Below are 21,255 nucleotides of genomic sequence, written 5' to 3'. Positions count from 1 at the left end.
CGGTGTCAGCGGAAATGGCTTATAAAGAGTCTCTCACATTCATTAGCTTTGCACGAACTTGCCCGGCAAGCTCCTCGATACCCGGTTTATCGACCATGCCAAGAACGGCTACCGGATCCATGAAGGCAACGGTGACTGATCCATCTTCCTCTTCTCGCACGAGTACATTGCATGGAAGTAGAAGACCAATATCCGGTTCTGCTGAGATGGCCTGATGCGCCAGCTTGGGATTACATGCCCCGAGAATTGTGTAAGGTTTGCCATCAATATCAAGCTTGGCTTTCATCGTTGCCTGGACATCAATAGTTGTCAGCACGCCAAAACCTTCTTCAGCAAGCGCTGCTTTTGTGCGCTCAATCGACTCTTCGAAGCCAACATTTGTCTTTGTTGAGAATCCATACATCATCAATCACCTTGAGTTAGTTAAATAATAAATTGAGAAATTGTTTATAACGAATGCTGCTGAATCCAGTCCGCAAATTATTCTATCCTGAAATTCAGAATTGATCTCGATCGGCATTATATACAAGGGATCAATCGAGTCTGACCCCGTAGGTTGCATGGAAGTCCCAAACCCAATCTTTACCTGCCACCTTCTCTCTGAAGAATAATGCCTCTCTCATCAGCTTTTCTTTGCAGAATAATCCCTTTCTCTTCCTCTGGAGAAGATTGAGGTTCATCCACTTTTGGAATAGGTACTGGCAGGCCTGCCTCTGGTGGAGTCGTTTCCGGTAAGGGGATAGGTAGGCCTCCAACAGGTGATCCTGGCGGGTTCTGAGGCTCAGCGACTTTTGGAATTTCTATAGGAGTAGCACCAAAAGCTGATGACGCCGTAAACAGTAATGCGATTGCCATAAGAAATGCCGCTAACTTGGTAAACTGTCTTGCCTTCATCATGGCGGTAACCTCCTGACCATTTATGTATGGCCTCTAATAGAAGGTTAGTAAGAAATGCCCCGGTTTTCTTGATGATAATCAAAGAAATGATGATCTGTTGTGAAACATCGTTTTCAGTACAAAGCGGAACTTTAGTCATGCTCCGGCAAAGGGCAATATCCCTTTTTTTGCAGATTCTCCTGAATGTGACCGGCAAAACCGGCACCAGCCTCGGCGTAGATGTTGAACACACAGGTTGCACCGGCCTCGCTTAAGAGTAAATCCTCATCCGGATAGCGTGCTATAGCGGCAACCCTGCCTTCGAAGGCAGTCTCACGTAGCTGTGCCAGGGCATCAATGTTGGCTTCCAGGTTAGGTAGTGCCAGCATCACTAATACGATGCCGTGATCCTTGTGGATATTATCCCAGAAGTCAGCATCACTGGGATCACCACGCATTACGTTGCGCCTGGCCTCCTGGTGTCGTCGGACTCGCTCGGTATCGAAATCTACGCCCACGACGGTATCACCGTAGAGCTCACGCATCTTGTCATAAGCGCCAGTACCTACCCGGCCCATTCCGAAGATGGCAATCTTTGCGTTGAGGGTATCCAACTGCTGATCGTCGGGGAGGCGTTCCTTGCGCTGAAACTTAAGCCAGAAAAGCCGGTAGGAGCTGTAGATTGTGTCGTCCCGGCTACTGAGGCGTGCAGCAATGACGAACGATAGTGAAAGCGCAATTGCAATGACGACAAGCCATTCCGCATCAATCCATCCATTGGACACGCCGATCGCTGCCACAATCAGGCCAAATTCACTGTAATTGCTGAGATTCAGAGTCGCCAGCAGAGAAGTTCGCGCACGCAGTTTGAAGCGGGTCATCAGCGCATAGAAGAGTACCGACTTGAAGAGCACGAAGGGCACCAGCAGAAGACCTATCATCAGGGCCTCCAGGGAGAGTTGCCCAGTCATACCGATCGAGAGGAAGAAGCCCACAAGGAACAAGTCTTTGAAGCCCAGCATGGTTTTCGACATCTCGGCGGCTTTCGGGTGAGTGGAAATCAACAAACCCATGATCAGTGCACCGAGGTCATCCTTCACACCACCGAGTTCGAACAGCTCCGCACCGCCCAAGGCGAGCACCAGGCCGTAGAGAATCAGCAACTCTCCGTGGCCGGTACGCTGTAACAACAGGTGGAACAGGGGACGCATTGGGATCAACAGGAACAGCAGTAACGCCCAGGGAGAAGGTAACTCGCCAGTGGATGCGGCCAGAAAGACCACTGCGGCCAGGTCCTGCATGACCAAGATGCCAATGGCAATACGGCCATGCAGGGCCTTCATCTCACCCTTTTCTTCCAAGGCCTTGACCACAAACACGGTACTGGAAAAGCTCAGGGCGAACGCCAGCATCAGGGCCATCTTGAAATCCAGGCCGGTGAACAGGGGCAGGCCGACCAGGGCGAGAGAAAAGATTCCCATGCCAAAGATTGCGATCACCAGGCCAATATGGATGCTGGTGACTGCCCACACCTGGGGCCGTAGCAGCATTTTCAGGTTCAGCTTCAGGCCTACTGCAAACAACAACAGGGTTATACCCAGGTCGGCGAGTTTCTGCAGCATCTCACCGCTGGTGATGCCCAAATAGTTCAGCACGAAGCCGGTGGCAAGAAAGCCCACCAGGGGCGGCAGGCCGATCAGACGGGAGCCAAATCCCAGTACAAAGGCCAGGGAAATCCAGGCAACATCACCTAGTGCTATAGCTACCCACTGAAAATCCATAGACTGAATACCCCGGTTGGCTGTCCGCCCGTCTCACCCACTGTTTTGAATATTGTAAGCGAATAACGACAGAGGAAGGAATTTCAATAACCAGGGGTAGCAGATCACTTTTTTATCCGCTTCCGGACGAAAGCGCTCCTTCGTGGATGTGTGATGAACCGGGATTACTAAACAATCGAGATCAACCTAAACAGGCAGTCTGGCATCGAGATTATGGCTGAAAATCGGTAAGCATCTGAATATAAGCAAAAAAATCGACACTTTAGTCCGAAAAATTCGAATAAACCCGATAATTTCTCATATTTTTATTGCAGTGCAACATATGTACTCTACAATATACCCGATTCTGATTGATCTGGAGGCAGCCGTATGACGATGCATAAAACAGATGTTCTGTTGATTGGTGGCGGTATCATGAGCAAGACACTGGCAATGCTGGTGACGCAGCTTGATCCCTCTCGCCATGTCACCCTGGTTGAGCAAGCGGCAAAGCTGGGCACAGAGAGTACACATGCCTGGAATAATGCAGGCACAGGACATGCTGGTTACTGCGAACTTAATTACACCCCGCAGCAAAGTAATGGTGAAATCGAGATCGAAAGAGCCTTGGGGATAAACGCCCGTTTTGAGGAGTCCCTGCAATTCTGGAGCGGTTTGGTTCATAAAGGTGCACTGTCGGAACCTACCGACTTTATCAATCCAGTACCGCATATGAGCTGGGTTCAGGGCAAGGAAAACGTCAATTACCTGAAGAGTCGTCAAAAAGCATTAGTGATGCATCCCCTGTTCGAAGAGATGGAATATGCGGATGATCCTGCCTCACTCAACGAATGGCTGCCACTGATGATGGCTGGGCGTGATATGGAACAGCCGATGGCCGCAACGCGTGTGGCACACGGAACAGATATCAACTTCGGCGAATTAACTCGTGCGATGGGGGAGCATTTGTCACATGAGGACTCAGTTGACTATTGGCTTTCAACATGGGTTTCCGATTTAAAAAAGGTTGGCGATCGTTGGCATGTGACAACCAAGCACGCGCTTGCAGGTACGCGAACCATCGAGGCGCGTTTTGTATTTGTTGGCGCTGGTGGATGTGCTTTGCCTCTACTGCAAAAGGCAGGCGTGGAAGAGGTTCGGGGTTATGGCGGTTTTCCTGTTTCAGGCATCTGGCTTGCCAGTGAAAACATGAAAGCAGCAGCGACACATAATGCCAAGGTTTATGGCATGCCACCTGTTGGTGCACCTCCAATGTCTGTACCACATCTCGATACCCGCGTGATCGATGGGCGGCCCGCGTTACTCTTCGGCCCCTTTGCAGGTTTCACCACGCGCTTTCTGAAGAAGAGCAGTCTTTTTGACTTGATCAATTCGATTCGATCTCACAATCTCAAACCCATGTTGGAAGTTGCAAGAGAACATTGGGCGTTAACGCGTTATCTCATCAAAGAGGCCATGAGCTCCGGCGACCAGCGGGTCGAACAGCTGCGTGACTTTCTCCCTTCGGTGCAGCCCGGTGAATGGCATCTTCGCCGCGCGGGCCAGCGAGTGCAGATCATCAAGCTGGATAAGAAGGGGCGTGGCAAGTTGCAGTTTGGTACCGAGGTAATCAAGACAGCTGATCGCTCTCTGGCGGGCTTGCTGGGCGCCTCCCCCGGAGCTTCAGTCAGTGTGTCTGCCATGTTGGAAGTTATAGAAAACTGCTTGCCTGACCTGGTTGAAGGTGAGGCAAGGCAGCGCCTGGAGACTTTGATCCCTTCCTATGGTCACTCTCTGGATGATGATCTCGACCTGGTTCATTCTGTACGACGATATACCCTGGAAACCCTGGCTCTGGATGATAGAAAACTCGCAGAAGTTCCGGAGCAGGAAGAGTTGTTGCAAACAGGTACTTGAACCGGTTCGGGAGAGAAGCCCGGCAGAATACAAAAAGGCCACCCGAAGGTGGCCTTTTACATTTCATTGGTGGAGGCGGCGGGAATCGAACCCGTTTCCTATTCCTCTCCCAAATGCTTGATTTACTTAGGTGGAATCAAGCTTCTTGTGTCGATTTGTACTGTATTTGTACCAAAGTTTTGTACCGAAAGGAAGTCATAGACATTCCAGATGGCTTAGGCCATGTGTAAAAGGATTCTTACAAGCCTTCCCTATCCGGGGGCAAAGGAGGGACTTGACGATTATCAGAGGGAACCTGCAACAGTCGCTCCATAAGAAACAAAAGGGACTTTAATGGGAATTCATCAGTATGTCGGTTTTCGGCTAGTAGCGGGCTATCAAGGTACTGCCTGTGAACGACTGCTACTCGACTATAGCAGTCGGTGAGATTTGTAAATTACAGGGGCGTGACCAGCTCTCCACTTGTAGAAATGTGCATCAATAAATTACCGCAAGAACGTGGAAAATGTTTTCAATTTTCTTCAATAAAAAAGGGGAGCCGAAGCCCCCCCCCTGAATGATCCAATGAGTATTAGTCGAATTAGAATTTGTGGATCATACCGACAGACAAAGCACTGTCATCGTCTTGACTATCAGCATATGCAACATATGCCATTGAGCGTTTGCTTAGCGCGTGCTCTACGCCAATTCCCCAGACCCAGTCGGAGTCACTATCCAGATCATCACCATATTTAACAACAAAGTTGTTGTTTCCTGCCCTGTATGAGCCGGCAACGAGAAGTGCTTCATGATCGCCGCCGCCGTCGTCCATTCCACTATCTTCATTGTAGGTTACAGCAAGAGTCATGTTGTTCATGGTGTAGCTTGCGCCTACGAGCCATGAATCATCATCACCGTCTTCGTTTGACTCATAGGCCATGGCGAGCTTGAGGCCATTATTTGCATACATGGCAGCAAGAGAGACTGCATCAGCGAGGCCGTCGCCACCAGGGCCGCCAGAGTTGGCGCCAGGTACAATTGCACCGGCAATAGTCAGTCCGTTCATGTTGGGAGAAATATATGCAATTGCGCCATTGTATCGGTCGCCGCGCCAGAATTCAATATCTTCAAGATCACTACCGTTGTGCATATTGTCTCCCATCCTTTTGAAATCGAGGATGGTATCGCCCATCATCTCAATGCCGGTAGAGTAGTATGCCATCTTGTATGGTGAGTCGTGACGACCGTAAAGGAAAGTACCCCAGTCACCGGCCAGGCCGATGTAGGCGTTACGACCAGAACCCCATGCGCTGCCGTCAGCGAAGTCATAAGTGGTTTCAGCTTTCCAGATGACGCTCAGGCCGTTACCGAGATCCTCGGTGCCCTTAAAGCCGATCCGTGAAGCGATTGACTTGACTGCCCATACGTCATCCTGAATCACTTCCCATGCGTCCTGAAAGCCATCGTATTTCTCGATCGCTACGTGGACCTGGCCGTAAATGGTAACGTTCGCGCTTGCTGCAGGCGCTGCAACCAGAGTTGCGATCGTTGCTGCGAGAATTGCTTTTTTCATGATACTGAATCCCCTCAATTGTTATAAAACTGCCATTCCCTAGCAATAGAAATACCATTTACTCAGTCACATTTAACCTTTGACAGGGCTTATAGTCAAGAAATATATGCTTTTTATCGACAGTAGCTAGGAGCTGCTGTATTTATGCAACCATGTGCTGCGCAAGATCAGCTATTTCAGAGGGCAGACGTGATAGTGCCGTATTCTGCTGAATGACCACTTTCGACCCAAAGCGGACGTTCAGAATTGTAGAGTTTGACCCTAATTCCAGTTTTTTACCAGAGTGTAAACAAATGTCTACACCTACACTATTTCCTTCTGGAATCGGTATGAACTCCCTGATATTTCTAAATACCCTATTACATACAAGGACTGCATATTAGACAGCATCAATAATTGGTCTATATTGTTTCTCTTGTCCAAAATGACAATAATCATAATGACACTTGCATTTCAGCCGCATCAGAATCTTCGTCGCCTTTTTTTATGGGACATTAGCACCCGCGCCCTTTCTATAGCCCTGTTCACAATTATTACAGTCTGGATTTTTTACTACGCGGGAATAAATAAACAAAAGCATCAGCTGGCTGATGTGGTCAAGGGCCAATCAGCGCTAATCAGAGCTATGGCATCACATGCTGAGCATCATTACTTAACTATTAACAAAGCAAATATCTTGGATCAGTTACGTGATGCTCAAGAGAGTTTTCCAGGGATAGGTGAAACAGGAGAAATCTCTCTCGCTCATATAGTTGATGAGAAGATCACCTTCCTTTTACATCACCGTAACCAACACGATAATGACACCGATCCTACTCGAGTACCCATGGACGGCAAATTGGCTGAGCCTATGCGTCGCGCTCTTCAAGGAAAGAAAGGGGTATTAGAGGGTGTTGACTATCGGGGGAAGAGAGTATTTGCTGCTTACTATCCATTACCTGACTTGGGGTGGGGCATAGTAGCCAAGATCGATTTTTCAGAAGTCAGCACCCCTTATTTCACAGTTGGTGGGATTGTTGGTCTACTCGCCTTTCTGGTTGTAATTATCAGTGCCTATTCAGCAAATAAATCGTTGTTGGTGGTTCGCGACCAGTTGAATGAGATTAATTCACAGCTGAACCTAGCTACAGAAGCAGGAAATATTGCTATTTGGATATGGAATATACCCACGAACAAATTGAATTGGAATGACCTCCATTATGATCTCTATGGAATTCCACATGACAGAAAAGTGACTTATGAGACTTGGAGGTCTGCAGTCCATCCTGATGACATTCTTGTGGCTGAGAGGCATTTGCAAGAGGCTCTGGAAAACCAGAACAAATTTAGTATGGAGTTCCGCATAGTGCTACCAGATGGAGGGGTTCGCCATGTAAAGGCAGCTGGCATAGTAGAGCGCAATAAATTAAATCAGCCGGTACGCATGGTCGGTGTCAACTGGGACATTAGCGAAATGAAGAGGACTGAGAAGATTCTTGGTCAGCACGCTGTTGTTTTCGAGTCGGTAAAAGAGGCCGTTGTTATTACGGATGTTAATCGAAGAATTCAGGAAGTTAACCAAGCATTCACCGACATGACTGGTTACTCGGCACAAGAAGCTATCGGGGGGTCTCCGCGCATCATTCGCTCAGGACAACATGATGATGCATTTTATGACAACTTGTATCAGACATTGGAGGAGGAAGGACAGTGGCGGGGAGAAATCTGGAATCGGCACAAGAACGGAGAAATCTTTCCAGTCTGGGAGAGCATCACTGCTGTGAAAAATGGGAAAGGTGAACTTACACAGTACATCGCCATTTTTTCCGATATTTCGGAGAAAGTTCACGCAGAGGAACGTACCCGCCACCTCGCCAATCATGACGCACTAACTGATTTACCTAATCGGCTGTTATTATCTGAACTTTGCGAGCGTGCTTTGGAACATGCAAAGCGGGAAAAGAATATCATGGCGGTAATGTATCTTGACCTCGATCAATTCAAGCCTGTAAACGATAAATTTGGACATTCAGTGGGCGATGAAATGTTGCAGTCGATTTCGTCACGATTAAAAGAAAACATCCGGGAATCAGACACGATTGCAAGGTTAGGTGGTGATGAATTCTCTGTGATTCTTGAAAAAATAACCCACCCCAAAGATGCCGTAAAGGTAGCTTCTAACATCATTGAAAGTCTGGGCAGGCCATTTGAGATTAAGGGGAACACCCTCAATATCGGTGTGAGTATCGGAATCAGCATATACCCAGAGGATGGAGAAAATATGACAAGTCTTGTTAAAAATGCAGATGAGGCCATGTATCGTGCAAAACAACGAGGGCGGAACTGTTACGAATTCTATTCCGAGAGGGAACTCTGAGCTAGATGGTTAACGATCATCCATCTTGAGAGATTAAACGCTGAAATCCTTGAGATAACTCCAGCTAAGATCGATGAATGACTACCATTTCTAGTCGATTTTTATTGGCGGAGATTCAAGTAACTAAATGACCGCTTCTGGCCGAAAGCAGACCTTAGGGGAAGGAAATGCTCCAATCAGGCTAAATGACCACTAACGATCCAAAGCGGATATTGGTAACAACAAGGCAGCGCACCGACTACATGCGCTACCTAATCCTTATCATTCGACTTTAATTGTCTTACGTTTTCTCTTTTTTGCTTTCGGCAAGCTTAATTCGAGCACACCATTTTTGAATTTGGCTTTAGCGCCCCCCGATTCAACCTCGTACGGCAGACTCACTCTGCGCATAAAGGAGCTTTGAGAAATTTCGCTTCGGTAGTAATCGCCCTTTTCACCTTCAGTCTTCTCATGCTTGGTCTCACCCTTAAGTGTGACAGCATTGTCAGAAACAGTAATCTCCAGATCGTCTTTTTCAATGCCTGGCAGTTCAGCCCGAACTACGATTTTCTTCTTCTTATCAATCACATCAACCTTGGGAACGCGGCGCTGTAACTTCATGTCAATTTCTTCTGGAAATGGCCAACTCGTATTGAATCGCTGCATCCAATGATTAGGAAATGCCTCATCAAACCAACGATCCATCTCTTCAAAAAGGCTTAAAGAGCGAGCCGGTTGGCTTATCTGAGTTTTCTTCTCAGGAGCCTTCGTTACTTGCTTATTAGCCATGATCTTTCTCCATATATCAGAGCACTCTTCACAAGAGAGATCAGGCGATGTTGAGCCCCTCTCTTGAGGTGCTCTTATACTTTATCTATAGCATTAATTTGGGAGTTATGCTTGATAATAGAAAAAAATCGAATGACCGCTTCTGGCCGAAAGCAGCCCTTCATGGATTCTTGGTCACCTAGACAACTAAATGACCGACTCCGACCCAAAGCGGTCATTGATATTTTGCGCAAATCCAAAAAAGTTATCTGATACGGAATCATTTGAATTACTATTTAACATAGTGAAACCATATTAATAATTCTTTTTCACATATGGTGATTTCATTATGGACACCTTAGTAAGTGCAGAATGGCTAAAACAGCATATTAATGATCAAGATCTGGTGTTGTTAGATTGCACGGTTGTCACAATGCCAAATGCGGATGACCCACGCGGATTACATAATGTCAGTGGCCGCCCGGATTATGAACTTGGCCATATACCCAATGCAGGTTTTGCGGATCTTAAAAATGAGTTGTGCAAGGCTAATGGCCCAGTAGAGTTTGATTTATTGAGCCCTGAACAATTTTGCGCTGCGATGGGTGAACTGGGTGTGGGAGATGATTCTAGAGTCGTACTATACGATGCGAACTATACCGGTTGGGCAGCACGAGTCTGGTGGATGCTACGCTGGGTAGGCTTCGATAATGCTGCAATTTTAGATGGCGGACTTGCTGCATGGACATCAAATGGCAACGAACTTTCCCTGGAGCCTGTTCTTCGAGCTGTTAACACATTAACGCCCAAACCACGCCCTGAGGTGATTGCGGATCACGATGAAGTGGCTGCCAGTGTTAATGATGACACCGTTATTCTTATTGATACGCTGCCAGAGGAATTTTATCGTGGTGAAATGAGTATCTATCCACGAGCTGGTCATATTATGGGGGCTGTGAATATTGACGGATTGTCATTACTCGATAACAAAGGTCACTTGCTTTCACAAGATGAGTTAGCTGCAATGCATGGATTTGATCATAATGCACGAATAATTACCTATTGTGGTGGTGGTATTGTTGCATCGACAGATGCATTTGTTCTCACTCGACTGGGATATAACAATGTAGCGGTTTATATGGCTTCGTTGGAGGAATGGACAACAGATCCCAGCAACCCAATGGAGATTGGTTAACCTCAGATCCAAAACATCCGTCAAAAATAATAATGATCAGCGATAGTGCTAATGTTCTTAATGACCGCAATTAGCCAATAACAGACCTCTTAGAGGTGAATCACCATATACCCGGTAATAATTTGTAGCGAGTGACACTGGCATATTCAGGGTAACCTGACAGTTCTGCATGCAAGGTTCTGTCTTCAAGTACTGTGCGAATAATCAGCAATACTGCAAGAAGTGATGCTGGTATTAATCCAATTCGAGAGCCAAGCGCAACCGGGAAAGCGAGGAACAATACGATCACGACCGTGTACATTGGATGCCTGACAATTTTATATGGCCCTCCGGTTATTACCGTATGCTCGCGATGATGATCGATTTTCACTACTTGAGACAGGTATGTATTTGCCAACATTACCCATCCAAGTAATAAAAACAGTGGAACATGCGCAACCAGTGCAATGATCTGTATCCAGCGAGGCAATGGTTCACTCCATTCATAACGAATTACATCAAATCCGGGAACTATGTAGAGACTGATACCAACGATAACAATCAGTACCATAATCACTTTATCCCAGCCTTTTTGCCCCTCCTGTACTGGGCTGACTTTCATTCGCTCTGCAAGCAGCTCAGGATCATGTATAACAAGTAATGGCGTCAGTACAGCAAAGAAGATCAACCACAAGCCTATTAATACCCAGGTGTCCCACCATTGCCAAGTGCCTGCTGGCAACAACACAAACACCGGAAACAGTACCGTTCGCACCACAAGACTAATCCAGGTTCCTATCTTAATGCCTGCTTGTTGCTCCTTAGCCATACCCGTCACCAGACTCAATCAAAAATGCATTGTAGAGATCGCGTGTGATTCTCATTATCACTCCACTATAAATATCAACAATTTACTGGTAACTACAAGTATAGAAAACCGGGTGCGATAGTGAGATGTAGTCAGACTAAATGTCTGTTTCTGGCCGATAACGGAAAATCTGGGGAATATACCACTTCAGCCAAGCTAAATGACTGCTAACGGCCCACAGCGGACATTCAGAGGTACTTATTTCCCTTGTGTGCTGGAGTGATTACTTTTTGTCCGACTAGATGTCCTGCCAAAGAGTATTCTGAGTGATATTGTAAGATTATCTGAGATAGCTATGATTTTTCTATTACGAGGGTATCAGCGATGAAACGAGACAGCGGCTTCTGGATGCTACAAGGGTTCGGCTGGCTTTTACTTTCTTACCTTGTTTATGCTCAGGCCATTCCTGCATTTGATTATGATATGGGCGTCGCAATGGGTACACAGGAATCAGCCGATGTGATTACCGAAGTCGGAACTGCATTTTGGTATGGCTTCGCACTGGGTGATCTATTGGTCTATATCCCTCTTCTAGCTGCCGGATTAGTTGGATACTGGTTAGGGAAGGGATGGGGGCGTATCCTGCTCAGTGCTGCACTTGGAATCACGGCATACTGGCCTATTGTGTGTCTAGCGGCTATTGTTGCGGCAAGAAGTGCTCCAGGATGGAACCTGGTTAATGAGACACCTTATTGGATCGTCTTGCCTCTGATCACCCTTGGAGGGGCTTGGGGGTTGTGGCACGTCACACGTTGAACTCATTGATGTCGGCATAGACAAATATATTTGTTTGATGTGCTTCAGAATTGGCTGGATTCCTGAATAACTGCTACCAACCCAAAGCGGACATTGAGAATTACTAGGGTAACCATCTTGGTGGTATAAAATGCAAAACACCTTTCTTATTGGTTTCCTTCTTGCACAACTTGCCTTGTTCGGTTGTGTGACGGTTTCAAATGCAACAGATTTAAACCGACAACAACGCATTGCAAAAAGTCCACAATGGAATGGGGAAAAATTCCAGAATCCGGAACGAGTTCCAGCTACTGAATGGGGAAAAAGTCTGACGACCTTCTGGGATTATTTCTTCAATAAACCGGAAGAATATACACCTAGCCCTCCACTGCCTGTGGAGCCATTTGATATTTCCCAGTGGAATGAACTGCGTGATTTACAATTCACCTGGCTGGGGCACACAACTTTCCTTATTAAGATTGATGACAAAGTGATCCTGACCGATCCCATGTTCTCACAACAAGCAGGCAGCTATGGACCGTTTAGTCCTATACGATATTCTAAAACTCTTGCATCAACGAATAGCTTGCCTGTGGTCGATGTGGTATTGATTACTCATAATCATTCCGACCATCTGGACGAAGATTCTATTAAGGCGCTTATTCCTAAGACAAGGCATTTCATCGCGCCCCTAGCCGTGGGGAAATTATTGGAAGAGTGGGGTGTATCGCATAAAAAGATAACCGAACTTGACTGGTGGCAGAAAAAATCCATTGATGGTTTGACGATTACCGCAGCACCGGCCAAGCACACTTCCGAGCGAGGCATTTTTGACAAAAACAAGACGCTTTGGGCCTCATATGGTATTCAGGGAAACCAACAGAACATATACCTTAGCGGAGACTCGGGTTGGTTTAAGGGGCTCTACGAGATTGGTAAACGACTAGGACCTTTCGATGTGACTTTTTTTGAGATTGGGGCTTATGGTGAAATAAGAGGATGGAAGGAGATCCATTACACTCCTGAGGAGGCGGTAAAAGCACATCAGGCCGTAAGGGGTAAACTGATGGTGCCCAGTGGCTGGGCTACCTTTGATCTTGGGATGTTCCCCTGGTCAGAACCAGTCGAGCGGCTTTTGATTGCAGCTAAACAAAGTCGTGTCGATTATCTTACTCCAAAAATTGGAGAGATCGTCATTCCTGGGAAGATAGGTGGCCGTGAAGCATGGTGGAAGCCATTTATAAAAGGAAAAGATAAATAAATAAACTCAACAAAAGGCACGATTGATGACTAATATTGAATGTCCGCTTTTGGCCGAAAGCGGACGTTGATAATGTGGGTTGCCGATAGAAAAAAGCGACGTTTCAATGTCGGGCCGTACATCAACCCGTACATTAACTAACATATAAAATGAAAAAGCACTGAATTAACAGTGCATTATCATTGATGGTTGGTGGAGGCGGCGGGAATCGAACCCGCGTCCGCAAGTCCTCCGCTACAGAATCTACATGTTTAGATTACCTATTAAATTTAATCGCAGACTACCCGGCAATCAGGGCCTGTACATACGACGATTCCGGTTAAGGTTTAATGTATCGGCCCCGGGCAAGCTTCAACACGATTCTGTGAGATATGACGCCTGAAACCTGGACGCACAGACACGGCTCCAGTCAGACGGCTCCCTACCGGGTATTAAGCGGCGAGAGCGTAGTTGTTGTCGTTTGCAACTATATTTATGCGACTGTATTTACGTGGTATTCGCCCCACGACATGCATCTGAAGTTTTGCAACCCACGTCGAAGCCAGGTCGCCCCCAGTAGCTGTTAGTGTAGTTCTTATGCTTAAAAGTTCCAAGTCACTTGAACTTATTACTAGTAAGATTACACTTTGCTATGCAACATAAATAAGGTCAGAAATGACAAATACAACAAAGAGTGGAGGTTTGAGATGAAAAAACTGGCAAAAACAGTTTCGGCAGCGGCTATTGCATTGGCGGTATCAATGCCTGCGATGGCGCAGGATGATGATCTTGTCGTTAGCGTCAAGCGCCTGACACTGGATACTGCAGCAAGAGTCGGTATGGCCACGATCGAGGCATGCAGGGAGCAGGGTATTCAGGCTGGCGTTACCGTTGTTGATCGAAACGGAGTTGTGCAGTTTCAGGCACGTGATACGGTTGCACCGGTAATTACCCTGGGTATCAGCAAGGGTAAAGCCTATGCTGCAGCCAATTTCATGGTGAACTCGTCAGGTTTGGCAGAGCGTGCAGATGGTCCAATCGGACGTGTTCCTGGTGTGGTGATGTCAGCCGGGGCAGTGCTGATAGAGGCTGGTGGAAGTGTCTATGGTGCCGTGGGTGTCAGTGGTGCACCTTCCGGTGAAACCGATGAAGCTTGTGCGCAGGCGGGTCTGGATGCAGTCAAAGATGACCTTGAGATGATGTAAACAGGGCATTTGGTCGTTGGTTGTTGTCAGGCTAGTGACTGACTAACGACCAACGACTGGAGTTAACGGTTTTTCATTATCCGTGCCTGGTCTCGCTTCCAGTCACGATCTTTCTCATCAGCGCGTTTGTCGTGCAGCTTTTTACCCTTGGCAACGCCAATTTCCAGCTTGGCACGCCCTTTTTTCCAGTACATGGCAGTCGCCACGAGGGTGTAGCCCTTTCGTTCGATCAGGCCTGTCAGCTTGTCCAGTTCGTTTCGGTTGAGCAACAGTTTGCGGATTCGCTTGGGTTCGGGATCGATATGGGTTGAAGCAGTCTGCAGCGGGTTGATGGTGCAGTTGAATATGAATGCCTCGCCGTTCTTGACGGTCACATAGCTCTCGGCAATATTGACGCGCCCGGCGCGTAACGCCTTGACTTCCCAGCCCTCGAGCAGCATTCCCGCCTCGAATTTCTCCTCGATGGTGAACTCGTGCCTCGCCTTGCGGTTCAGCACAATGGTGTTGCTGTCCGTACCTTTCTTTTTCTTGCTCTTGCCGCTCATGGGGGGTGATTCTACAGTCTTGCGCGCGCTTGCGAAATGGAAACCTTGCATCGGCAGGGTCAACTGCGCATAATTCGCCTTTGGCACTTGGGCTTTGAGAGTGCCAAGTCGATCGAGAAGTGGATAATTCCGGGATAATGTGTGGCTTCAGCATCTGAATCTGTAATCAATGAACGCGCGCAGCACTTTCTTAAAGTGTTGATCGAACGTTATATCCAGGATGGAACGCCTGTCGGCTCGCGCACACTGGCACGTGACAGCGGTATGAACCTGAGTCCGGCAACGATCCGCAACGTGATGTCAGATCTGGAAGAGATGGGCCTGATCACCTCGCCGCACACGTCGTCAGGGCGTATTCCCACGGTCTCAGGTTACCGCTTCTTCCTCGACTTTCTAGTCACCCTGAAACAGCCGGGACAAACCCTGCTGACCCAGGTGCAGGAGCAGCTGAAGGGGCAGATGGGGCAGATGGGGCAGATGGGGCAGATGGGGCAGAAGCAGATTGCCGAGACTGCATCCAATGCACTCTCCGAGCTGACCCACATGGCCGGGCTAGTCATGATCCCGAAGCGCGAGAGCCTGTTTTTCAGGCAAATCGAGTTTCTGCCACTGTCAGCAAACCGGGTGTTGGTGATACTCATCAGCAGTGACGGCGAAGTGCACAACCGGGTGATCGAGACCAGCCAGAAATTCAGTCAGAGTGAATTGGTCGAGTCGGCAAATTTTCTCAACCGCCACTACGCAGGTGAAGAGCTCGAGGTGATGCGGGACCAGCTCATCAACGAGCTGGAGAATACACGCAGCGAGATGGATGCCGTCATGAAAAAGGCACTGTCGCTTGCAGGCGAGGTATTGGGCGGTGAACAGAAAGAGGGCGACTATGTTGTCTCGGGGCAAACCAACCTGATGGGCTACAACGACCTCACGGACGTTGAACGCCTCAAGTTGCTGTTCGACTCTTTCGCAGAGAAGCGCCAGATACTGCACTTGCTGGACCGTTGTATGGAGGCAGACGGCGTTCAGATTTTTATCGGCGAAGAGTCGCACTACGACCCGCTTGAAACCTGTAGCCTGGTGACTTCAGCATATGAGGTAGATGGCGCCGTCGCTGGTGTACTGGGGGTCATCGGCCCCACGCGCATGGCGTACGACAAGGTGATCCCGATTGTAGACGTGACCGCAAAACTGCTGTCAGTCGCCTTGAAATCGGAGTAATCGGCCCCAATTCCACACGCACAGGATTTAACTGGTCCGCGAAAACGGGCCATGAAGCAGTTTTTACAGATTTTTTGGAGAGTATGAAATGTCAGACAAGGCGGAACCCACGCTGAATGAAACAGAAGCAGCGCATGAGTTGCAGCCATCCGGGGAAGTGACCGGAGAGACAGTCGAGGAATCAGTTGCCGAGACACTGCACGATATCGATTCCATCAAAGAGGAACTCGAGGCAGCTACTGCCAAGGCAGACGAGGCACACGAACAGCTTCTCAGAACTGTCGCCGACATGGAGAACCAGAAGCGTCGCCAGGCACAAGAGCTCGAAAAGGCACGTAAATTCGCTCTTGAAGGTTTTGTCAATGAGCTCCTGCAGGTATGGGACAGCCTCGAACTGGGCGTCAAGGCATCAATGGACGAGGGTGCTGATGTCGATAAGCTGCGCGAGGGCAGCGAGCTGACGCTCAAGCTGCTGTCGGATGCCATGAACAAGTTTGGTGTTGAACAGATCGACCCGCGTGAGCAGCCATTTGATCCCGAGCAGCACCAAGCCATGACCATGGTGCCGAGCGCTGATATTGAACCCAATACCGTCATCGATGTTTTCCAGAAGGGCTACCTTCTGAACGGTCGTCTTGTACGTCCCGCGATGGTCGTGGTTTCGCAGGGCGAGTAAAAACCCGAAAAATTTGAAAAAAACACCGTTTTTAGCTTGAAAATGGGCCTGAAGACCCAATTTTGGGTGTTAGATAAAGAATTTTAGATATTGAACAAGTTTTCTGGAGAGTATTGAATTATGGGTAAGATTATCGGTATCGACCTCGGCACCACCAACTCCTGCGTTGCAGTCATGGAAGATGGTGAGCCGAAAGTGATTGAAAATTCCGAGGGTGATCGCACAACCCCCTCGATTATCGCCTACACCAAGGATAACGAAGTACTGGTAGGCCAGTCGGCCAAGCGCCAGGCTGTCACCAATCCTCAGAACACACTGTTCGCAATCAAGCGCCTGATTGGCCGTCGTTTTGAAGACGACGTGGTCAAGCGTGACCAGGACATCGTGCCTTACAAGATCGTCAAGGCTGACAACGGTGATGCCTGGGTTGAGATCAATGGCGAGAAAATGGCGCCACCTGAAATCTCGGCAAAGATTCTTCAGAAGATGAAGAAGACCGCTGAAGATTATCTTGGTGAAGCTGTTACCGAGGCAGTTATCACTGTACCTGCCTACTTTAATGACTCGCAGCGCCAGGCAACCAAGGACGCAGGCAGAATTGCCGGTCTTGATGTCAAGCGCATTATCAACGAGCCGACCGCAGCTGCACTTGCCTACGGTATGGACAAGAAAGGCGGCGATCGCAAGATTGTTGTTTATGACCTCGGTGGCGGTACTTTTGACGTATCCATTATCGAGATTGCCGAGATCGACGGCGAGCACCAGTTCGAAGTGCTGTCGACCAACGGTGACACATTCCTCGGTGGTGAAGATTTCGACATGCTGATCATTGATTACATCGTCAATGAATTCCAGAAGGAGCAGGGCGTTGATCTGCGGAACGACCCGCTTGCACTGCAGCGTCTCAAGGAAGCAGCAGAGAAAGCCAAGATCGAGCTCTCTTCAAGCCAGCAGACAGATATCAACCTGCCATACGTTACGGCAGATGCCTCAGGTCCCAAGCACCTGGCGCTGAAACTGACTCGTGCCAAGCTCGAATCCCTGGTTGAGTCGCTGGTCAAGCGTACGCTTGAGCCATGCAAAATTGCGATGAGCGATGCCGGTCTTTCAAATAGCGATCTGGACGACGTTATTCTCGTTGGTGGCCAGACACGTATGCCGCTGGTTCAGTCAACAGTTGAAGAGTTCTTCGGTAAGGCGCCACGCAAGGACGTCAATCCTGACGAGGCAGTTGCTGTAGGTGCCGCGGTTCAGGGTGGTGTACTTGGCGGTGATGTTAAGGACATCCTGTTGCTCGACGTTACTCCACTGTCGCTCGGTATCGAGACACTCGGTGGTGTCATGACCAAGCTGATCGACAAGAACACGACTATTCCGACCAAGGCGGAGCAGGTCTTCTCAACTGCGGAAGACAACCAGACTGCAGTAACAGTTCACGTCCTCCAGGGTGAGCGTGAGCAGGCAGGCGCGAACAAGTCGCTGGGTCGATTTGATCTCGGTGATATTCCGCCAGCACCGCGCGGTGTACCACAGGTCGAGGTGACCTTCGATATTGACTCGAACGGTATCCTGCACGTTTCTGCAAAGGACAAGGCATCCGGCAAGGAGCAGTCAATCCGTATTACTGCATCAAGTGGTCTGTCGGATGAAGAGATCGATCGCATGGTACAGGATGCCGAAGCGCATTCGGAAGAGGACAAGAAGTTCCATGAACTGGTTGCAGCACGTAACACGGCTGACACCATGATCCATGCAACCAAGAAGAGCATGGAAGAGCTCGGTGACAAACTCGATGCCGCAGAGCGGGGCAATATCGAGGCTGCCATCAGTGATCTTGAAGGTGTCATGGACAAGGATGACAAGGAACTCATCGAGACCAAGACCAAGGCACTCACCGATGCATCTGCGAAGATGGCCGAGAAGCTTTACGCAGAGCAGGGTGCTGCCGGTGCAGCTGGCGATGCCGGTGAGCAGGCCGGCGGCGAACAGGCGGCAGACGACGATGTTGTCGATGCCGAGTTCGAAGAGGTCAATGATGACGACAAAAAAGCGTAATTAGCGCGCAGGCATGACGGGAAATTATCCCGTCATGCCAGACTGAAACAGCAGAGGCCGGGGGCGGGTGGATTCACACGCCCCTTTGGCCGTATAAAAGATAGTGCGAAACCGTTGAGTTGCGGATTTGCATGACAACGGAATAACAACCGAGACCAAGCATGTCGAAGAGCGATTATTACGAAGTACTGGGTGTTGAACGCAATGCAAGCGATGCCGATATCAAGAAGGCATATCGTCGTCTTGCGATGAAATATCATCCCGATCGTGCCGGAGATGATGCACAGGCAGAGACCCGGTTCAAGGAGGCCAAGGAGGCCTACGAGATACTCTCCGACCAGCAGAAACGAGCTGCCTATGACCAGTTTGGACATGCCGGTGTCGACCAGTCCATGGGTGGCGGCGGGGGTGGTTTCGAAGGTGGCAATTTCAGCGACATCTTTGGTGACGTGTTCGGCGATATCTTCGGTGGCGGCCGTGGTGGCGGCCAGCGTGCCAGTCGCGGTGCTGACCTGCGTTATGGACTGCAGATCTCACTTGAGGATGCAGTCAACGGTACCGAGGTAAAAATTCGTGTGCCGACCTGGGTGGCCTGTGATACCTGTAACGGCAGTGGCGCCAAGAAAGGCTCAAGCCCCAAGACTTGTGGTACCTGTCATGGACAGGGACAGGTGCGTATGCAGCAGGGTTTTTTCTCTGTGCAACAGACCTGTCCCGCATGCCAGGGACGCGGAACAGTTATCGATGATCCATGTGGTGATTGCCGCGGCCAGGGCCGTGTTCAGGAACAGAAGACACTCTCGGTCAAGGTGCCAGCAGGTGTTGATAATGGTGACCGCATTCGTCTCTCTGGTGAGGGCGAAGCCGGGGAGCACGGTGCTCCTCCGGGTGATCTCTACGTCGAGGTGCAGGTCAAGGAGCATCTGATCTTCGAGCGCGAGGGTGCGCACCTCTACTGCGAGATGCCGATCAGTTTTACACGTGCTGCACTTGGCGGTGAGATGGAAGTGCCGACTCTTGGTGGTAAGGTAAAACTGAAAATTCCTGCCGGAACCCAGACTGGAAAAATGTTCCGTGTTCGCGGCAAGGGCGTCAAGCCGGTTCGTGGTGGTGCGCAGGGTGATCTCATTTGCCGTGTGATAGTAGAAACCCCGGTTAACCTGACATCTCGTCAGAAAGAGTTGCTTAATGAGCTAGACGAAAGCATGTCGGATAGTGGCTCAAAGCACAGTCCGCAATCGCATTCGTGGCTGGACGGGGTGAAGAAATTCTTCTCCGAGATGGGAAGCAGCTAATTGGGGTCACAGCTAATTGGGGTCAGAGTAAAAACTCGCTTAGAATGAACGTGGGAGCTCCGAACTCGTGGCGATGATCGCGGGCCGGTTATTTGCTCCTGCAAAACCGGCACTCTCGCCATCCGTGGCTGTCGCGGGACACCGCTCTTGCAGGGCAAAACTAAATTGTAGGAGCCCCGTCCTCGGGGCGAACAGACAGGTATAAAACAATGACAAGAATCGCAGTCGTGGGTGCCGCAGGAAGAATGGGCAAAACCCTCATCGAGGCAGTCGTCAATCATCCCGGTTTGACACTGGGGGCCGCAACCGAACGTGCAGGCAGTTCACTGGTTGGTACAGATGCCGGTGAACTTGCCGGTGTGGGCAAACTGGGCGTTACCCTGGTCGACGACCTTGCCAGCGTGGTTGATGACTTTGATGTTGTTATTGATTTCACCCGCCCCGATGCAACGCTGGCTCATCTCGATGTCTGCGAGGCCAACAACAAGCGCATGGTGATCGGTACGACCGGGTTTGATGATGATGGCAAGGCACGTATTGCCGAGGTCGCTTCAGCCGGTGGTATTGTCTTTGCGCCAAACATGAGTGTTGGCGTTAATCTCTGTTTCAAGCTGCTCGATATGGCTGCGCGCGTCATGGGTGATGATGCCGATATAGAAATCGTCGAGGCACATCACAAGCACAAGGTTGATGCGCCATCCGGTACCGCACTGGGTATGGGAGAGGTGGTGGCCAAGGCACTCGGACGCGACCTCAAGGAGGTTGCAGTTTACGGGCGCGAAGGCATCACAGGTGAACGCGATCCTAAAACCATCGGTTTTGAAACGATTCGTGCCGGTGATGTGGTTGGCGAACACAGCGTCTGGTTTGCAACTGAGGGTGAGCGTGTTGAAATTGTCCACAAGGCATCCAGTCGTATGACATTTGCCCGTGGTGCTGTCCGTGCTGCAGATTGGCTGATGCAACAGCCAGCCGGTCTCTATGATATGCAGGATGTACTAGGCCTGTAGAGGCTTTCTCGCTGCGTCACTTTTCTTCC

Annotated in this window: 18 protein-coding genes and 1 other RNA gene; 11 read left to right on the top strand and 8 right to left on the bottom strand. The window is 49.3% G+C overall.

All coding sequences use genetic code 11. The features are described from left to right. Positions 1 to 19 precede the first annotated feature (19 nt). The 3 genes from BOW06_RS00560 to BOW06_RS00550 all read right to left on the bottom strand — a co-directional run bounded on the left by BOW06_RS00560 (position 20) and on the right by BOW06_RS00550 (position 2,657). Positions 20 to 403 (bottom strand): DUF302 domain-containing protein, encoded by a 384-nt coding sequence (locus BOW06_RS00560; RefSeq protein WP_043118344.1) that lies wholly within the window; start codon positions 401 to 403, stop codon positions 20 to 22. Between the two features lie 179 nt (positions 404 to 582). Then, the gene (locus BOW06_RS00555; protein WP_078453574.1) at positions 583 to 897 is read right to left on the bottom strand and encodes a superantigen-like protein SSL4; all 315 of its coding nucleotides are present in this window, start codon (positions 895 to 897) and stop codon (positions 583 to 585) included. Positions 898 to 1,028: 131 nt separating this feature from the next. After that, positions 1,029 to 2,657, bottom strand: a complete 1,629-nt coding sequence (locus BOW06_RS00550) for a cation:proton antiporter domain-containing protein (protein WP_078454353.1) — start codon at positions 2,655 to 2,657, stop codon at positions 1,029 to 1,031. A gap of 369 nt (positions 2,658 to 3,026) precedes the next feature. Between BOW06_RS00550 and mqo the strand changes: the two genes are divergently transcribed. After that, positions 3,027 to 4,553, top strand: a complete 1,527-nt coding sequence (gene mqo / locus BOW06_RS00545) for a malate dehydrogenase (quinone) (RefSeq protein WP_078453576.1) — start codon at positions 3,027 to 3,029, stop codon at positions 4,551 to 4,553. Positions 4,554 to 5,133: 580 nt separating this feature from the next. Here the strand turns inward: mqo and BOW06_RS00540 are convergent. Continuing rightward, on the bottom strand, positions 5,134 to 6,105 hold the full coding sequence (locus tag BOW06_RS00540; RefSeq protein WP_078454352.1) for a porin: 972 nt from the start codon (positions 6,103 to 6,105) through the stop codon (positions 5,134 to 5,136). Positions 6,106 to 6,544: 439 nt separating this feature from the next. On the opposite strand from BOW06_RS00540, the gene BOW06_RS00535 reads away from it, so the two are divergent. Next, on the top strand, positions 6,545 to 8,461 hold the full coding sequence (locus tag BOW06_RS00535) for a diguanylate cyclase domain-containing protein (RefSeq protein ID WP_179115101.1): 1,917 nt from the start codon (positions 6,545 to 6,547) through the stop codon (positions 8,459 to 8,461). 261 nt (positions 8,462 to 8,722) lie between these two features. Here the strand turns inward: BOW06_RS00535 and BOW06_RS00530 are convergent, their stop codons facing one another. Continuing rightward, positions 8,723 to 9,229: an Hsp20/alpha crystallin family protein gene (locus tag BOW06_RS00530; RefSeq protein ID WP_078454350.1), complete on the bottom strand. Its 507-nt coding sequence runs from the start codon at positions 9,227 to 9,229 to the stop codon at positions 8,723 to 8,725. 328 nt (positions 9,230 to 9,557) lie between these two features. Here BOW06_RS00530 and BOW06_RS00525 point away from each other — a divergent pair, with 328 nt between their 5' ends. Then, positions 9,558 to 10,403 (top strand): sulfurtransferase, encoded by an 846-nt coding sequence (locus tag BOW06_RS00525; protein WP_043118354.1) that lies wholly within the window; start codon positions 9,558 to 9,560, stop codon positions 10,401 to 10,403. 100 nt (positions 10,404 to 10,503) lie between these two features. Here BOW06_RS00525 and BOW06_RS00520 read toward each other — a convergent pair whose 3' ends face one another. Next, positions 10,504 to 11,211 carry a methyltransferase family protein gene (locus tag BOW06_RS00520; RefSeq protein WP_078454349.1) on the bottom strand — a complete coding sequence of 236 codons (708 nt, stop codon included), beginning with the start codon at positions 11,209 to 11,211 and terminating at the stop codon, positions 10,504 to 10,506. Between the two features lie 363 nt (positions 11,212 to 11,574). Here BOW06_RS00520 and BOW06_RS00515 point away from each other — a divergent pair, with 363 nt between their 5' ends. Together BOW06_RS00515 and BOW06_RS00510 are read left to right on the top strand one after the other, a co-directional pair. Then, positions 11,575 to 12,006 carry a hypothetical protein gene (locus BOW06_RS00515; RefSeq protein WP_043118358.1) on the top strand — a complete coding sequence of 144 codons (432 nt, stop codon included), beginning with the start codon at positions 11,575 to 11,577 and terminating at the stop codon, positions 12,004 to 12,006. A 130-nt stretch (positions 12,007 to 12,136) separates the two neighbouring features. Further along, positions 12,137 to 13,246: an MBL fold metallo-hydrolase gene (locus BOW06_RS00510; protein WP_078453348.1), complete on the top strand. Its 1,110-nt coding sequence runs from the start codon at positions 12,137 to 12,139 to the stop codon at positions 13,244 to 13,246. A gap of 190 nt (positions 13,247 to 13,436) precedes the next feature. Here the strand turns inward: BOW06_RS00510 and ssrA are convergent. After that, positions 13,437 to 13,800: a transfer-messenger RNA gene (gene ssrA / locus BOW06_RS00505) on the bottom strand. A gap of 132 nt (positions 13,801 to 13,932) precedes the next feature. Here ssrA and BOW06_RS00500 point away from each other — a divergent pair. After that, positions 13,933 to 14,430: a GlcG/HbpS family heme-binding protein gene (locus BOW06_RS00500; RefSeq protein ID WP_043118360.1), complete on the top strand. Its 498-nt coding sequence runs from the start codon at positions 13,933 to 13,935 to the stop codon at positions 14,428 to 14,430. Between the two features lie 62 nt (positions 14,431 to 14,492). On the opposite strand, the gene smpB is transcribed toward BOW06_RS00500, so the two are convergent. Beyond that, the gene (gene smpB, locus BOW06_RS00495; RefSeq protein ID WP_043118362.1) at positions 14,493 to 14,975 is read right to left on the bottom strand and encodes an SsrA-binding protein SmpB; all 483 of its coding nucleotides are present in this window, start codon (positions 14,973 to 14,975) and stop codon (positions 14,493 to 14,495) included. A gap of 141 nt (positions 14,976 to 15,116) precedes the next feature. On the opposite strand from smpB, the gene hrcA reads away from it, so the two are divergent. From hrcA to dapB, 5 genes are all read left to right on the top strand, one after another. Then, on the top strand, positions 15,117 to 16,190 hold the full coding sequence (gene hrcA, locus BOW06_RS00490) for a heat-inducible transcriptional repressor HrcA (protein WP_078459460.1): 1,074 nt from the start codon (positions 15,117 to 15,119) through the stop codon (positions 16,188 to 16,190). Positions 16,191 to 16,278: 88 nt separating this feature from the next. Further along, entirely contained in the window at positions 16,279 to 16,866 is a 588-nt protein-coding gene (gene grpE, locus BOW06_RS00485; RefSeq protein ID WP_043118364.1) for a nucleotide exchange factor GrpE, read from the top strand. A gap of 120 nt (positions 16,867 to 16,986) precedes the next feature. After that, on the top strand, positions 16,987 to 18,921 hold the full coding sequence (gene dnaK / locus BOW06_RS00480; protein WP_043118366.1) for a molecular chaperone DnaK: 1,935 nt from the start codon (positions 16,987 to 16,989) through the stop codon (positions 18,919 to 18,921). Between the two features lie 161 nt (positions 18,922 to 19,082). After that, entirely contained in the window at positions 19,083 to 20,216 is a 1,134-nt protein-coding gene (gene dnaJ, locus BOW06_RS00475) for a molecular chaperone DnaJ (protein ID WP_078452939.1), read from the top strand. 209 nt (positions 20,217 to 20,425) lie between these two features. After that, a complete protein-coding gene (gene dapB / locus BOW06_RS00470) occupies positions 20,426 to 21,226 on the top strand; it encodes a 4-hydroxy-tetrahydrodipicolinate reductase (protein WP_043118369.1) in 801 nt (266 codons plus the stop codon). The last annotated feature ends 29 nt before the right edge of the window (positions 21,227 to 21,255 follow it).

The organism is Solemya velum gill symbiont (genome assembly GCF_002020255.1).
Taxonomy (GTDB): Bacteria; Pseudomonadota; Gammaproteobacteria; order Chromatiales; family Chromatiaceae.
Note: the sequence above shows the minus strand (reverse complement) of the source record. Positions and strands in the feature narration are given on the sequence as shown.

Bases quoted from the DNA above. Each gene is read 5' to 3' on its own strand.
- BOW06_RS00560 (WP_043118344.1), bottom strand. From the start codon at position 403: ATGTATGGATTCTCAACAAAGACAAATGTTGGCTTCGAAGAGTCGATT.
- BOW06_RS00555 (WP_078453574.1), bottom strand. From the start codon at position 897: ATGATGAAGGCAAGACAGTTTACCAAGTTAGCGGCATTTCTTATGGCA.
- BOW06_RS00550 (WP_078454353.1), bottom strand. From the start codon at position 2,657: ATGGATTTTCAGTGGGTAGCTATAGCACTAGGTGATGTTGCCTGGATT.
- mqo (WP_078453576.1), top strand. From the start codon at position 3,027: ATGACGATGCATAAAACAGATGTTCTGTTGATTGGTGGCGGTATCATG.
- BOW06_RS00540 (WP_078454352.1), bottom strand. From the start codon at position 6,105: ATGAAAAAAGCAATTCTCGCAGCAACGATCGCAACTCTGGTTGCAGCG.
- BOW06_RS00535 (WP_179115101.1), top strand. From the start codon at position 6,545: ATGACACTTGCATTTCAGCCGCATCAGAATCTTCGTCGCCTTTTTTTA.
- BOW06_RS00530 (WP_078454350.1), bottom strand. From the start codon at position 9,229: ATGGCTAATAAGCAAGTAACGAAGGCTCCTGAGAAGAAAACTCAGATA.
- BOW06_RS00525 (WP_043118354.1), top strand. From the start codon at position 9,558: ATGGACACCTTAGTAAGTGCAGAATGGCTAAAACAGCATATTAATGAT.
- BOW06_RS00520 (WP_078454349.1), bottom strand. From the start codon at position 11,211: ATGGCTAAGGAGCAACAAGCAGGCATTAAGATAGGAACCTGGATTAGT.
- BOW06_RS00515 (WP_043118358.1), top strand. From the start codon at position 11,575: ATGAAACGAGACAGCGGCTTCTGGATGCTACAAGGGTTCGGCTGGCTT.
- BOW06_RS00510 (WP_078453348.1), top strand. From the start codon at position 12,137: ATGCAAAACACCTTTCTTATTGGTTTCCTTCTTGCACAACTTGCCTTG.
- BOW06_RS00500 (WP_043118360.1), top strand. From the start codon at position 13,933: ATGAAAAAACTGGCAAAAACAGTTTCGGCAGCGGCTATTGCATTGGCG.
- smpB (WP_043118362.1), bottom strand. From the start codon at position 14,975: ATGAGCGGCAAGAGCAAGAAAAAGAAAGGTACGGACAGCAACACCATT.
- grpE (WP_043118364.1), top strand. From the start codon at position 16,279: ATGTCAGACAAGGCGGAACCCACGCTGAATGAAACAGAAGCAGCGCAT.
- dnaK (WP_043118366.1), top strand. From the start codon at position 16,987: ATGGGTAAGATTATCGGTATCGACCTCGGCACCACCAACTCCTGCGTT.
- dnaJ (WP_078452939.1), top strand. From the start codon at position 19,083: ATGTCGAAGAGCGATTATTACGAAGTACTGGGTGTTGAACGCAATGCA.
- dapB (WP_043118369.1), top strand. From the start codon at position 20,426: ATGACAAGAATCGCAGTCGTGGGTGCCGCAGGAAGAATGGGCAAAACC.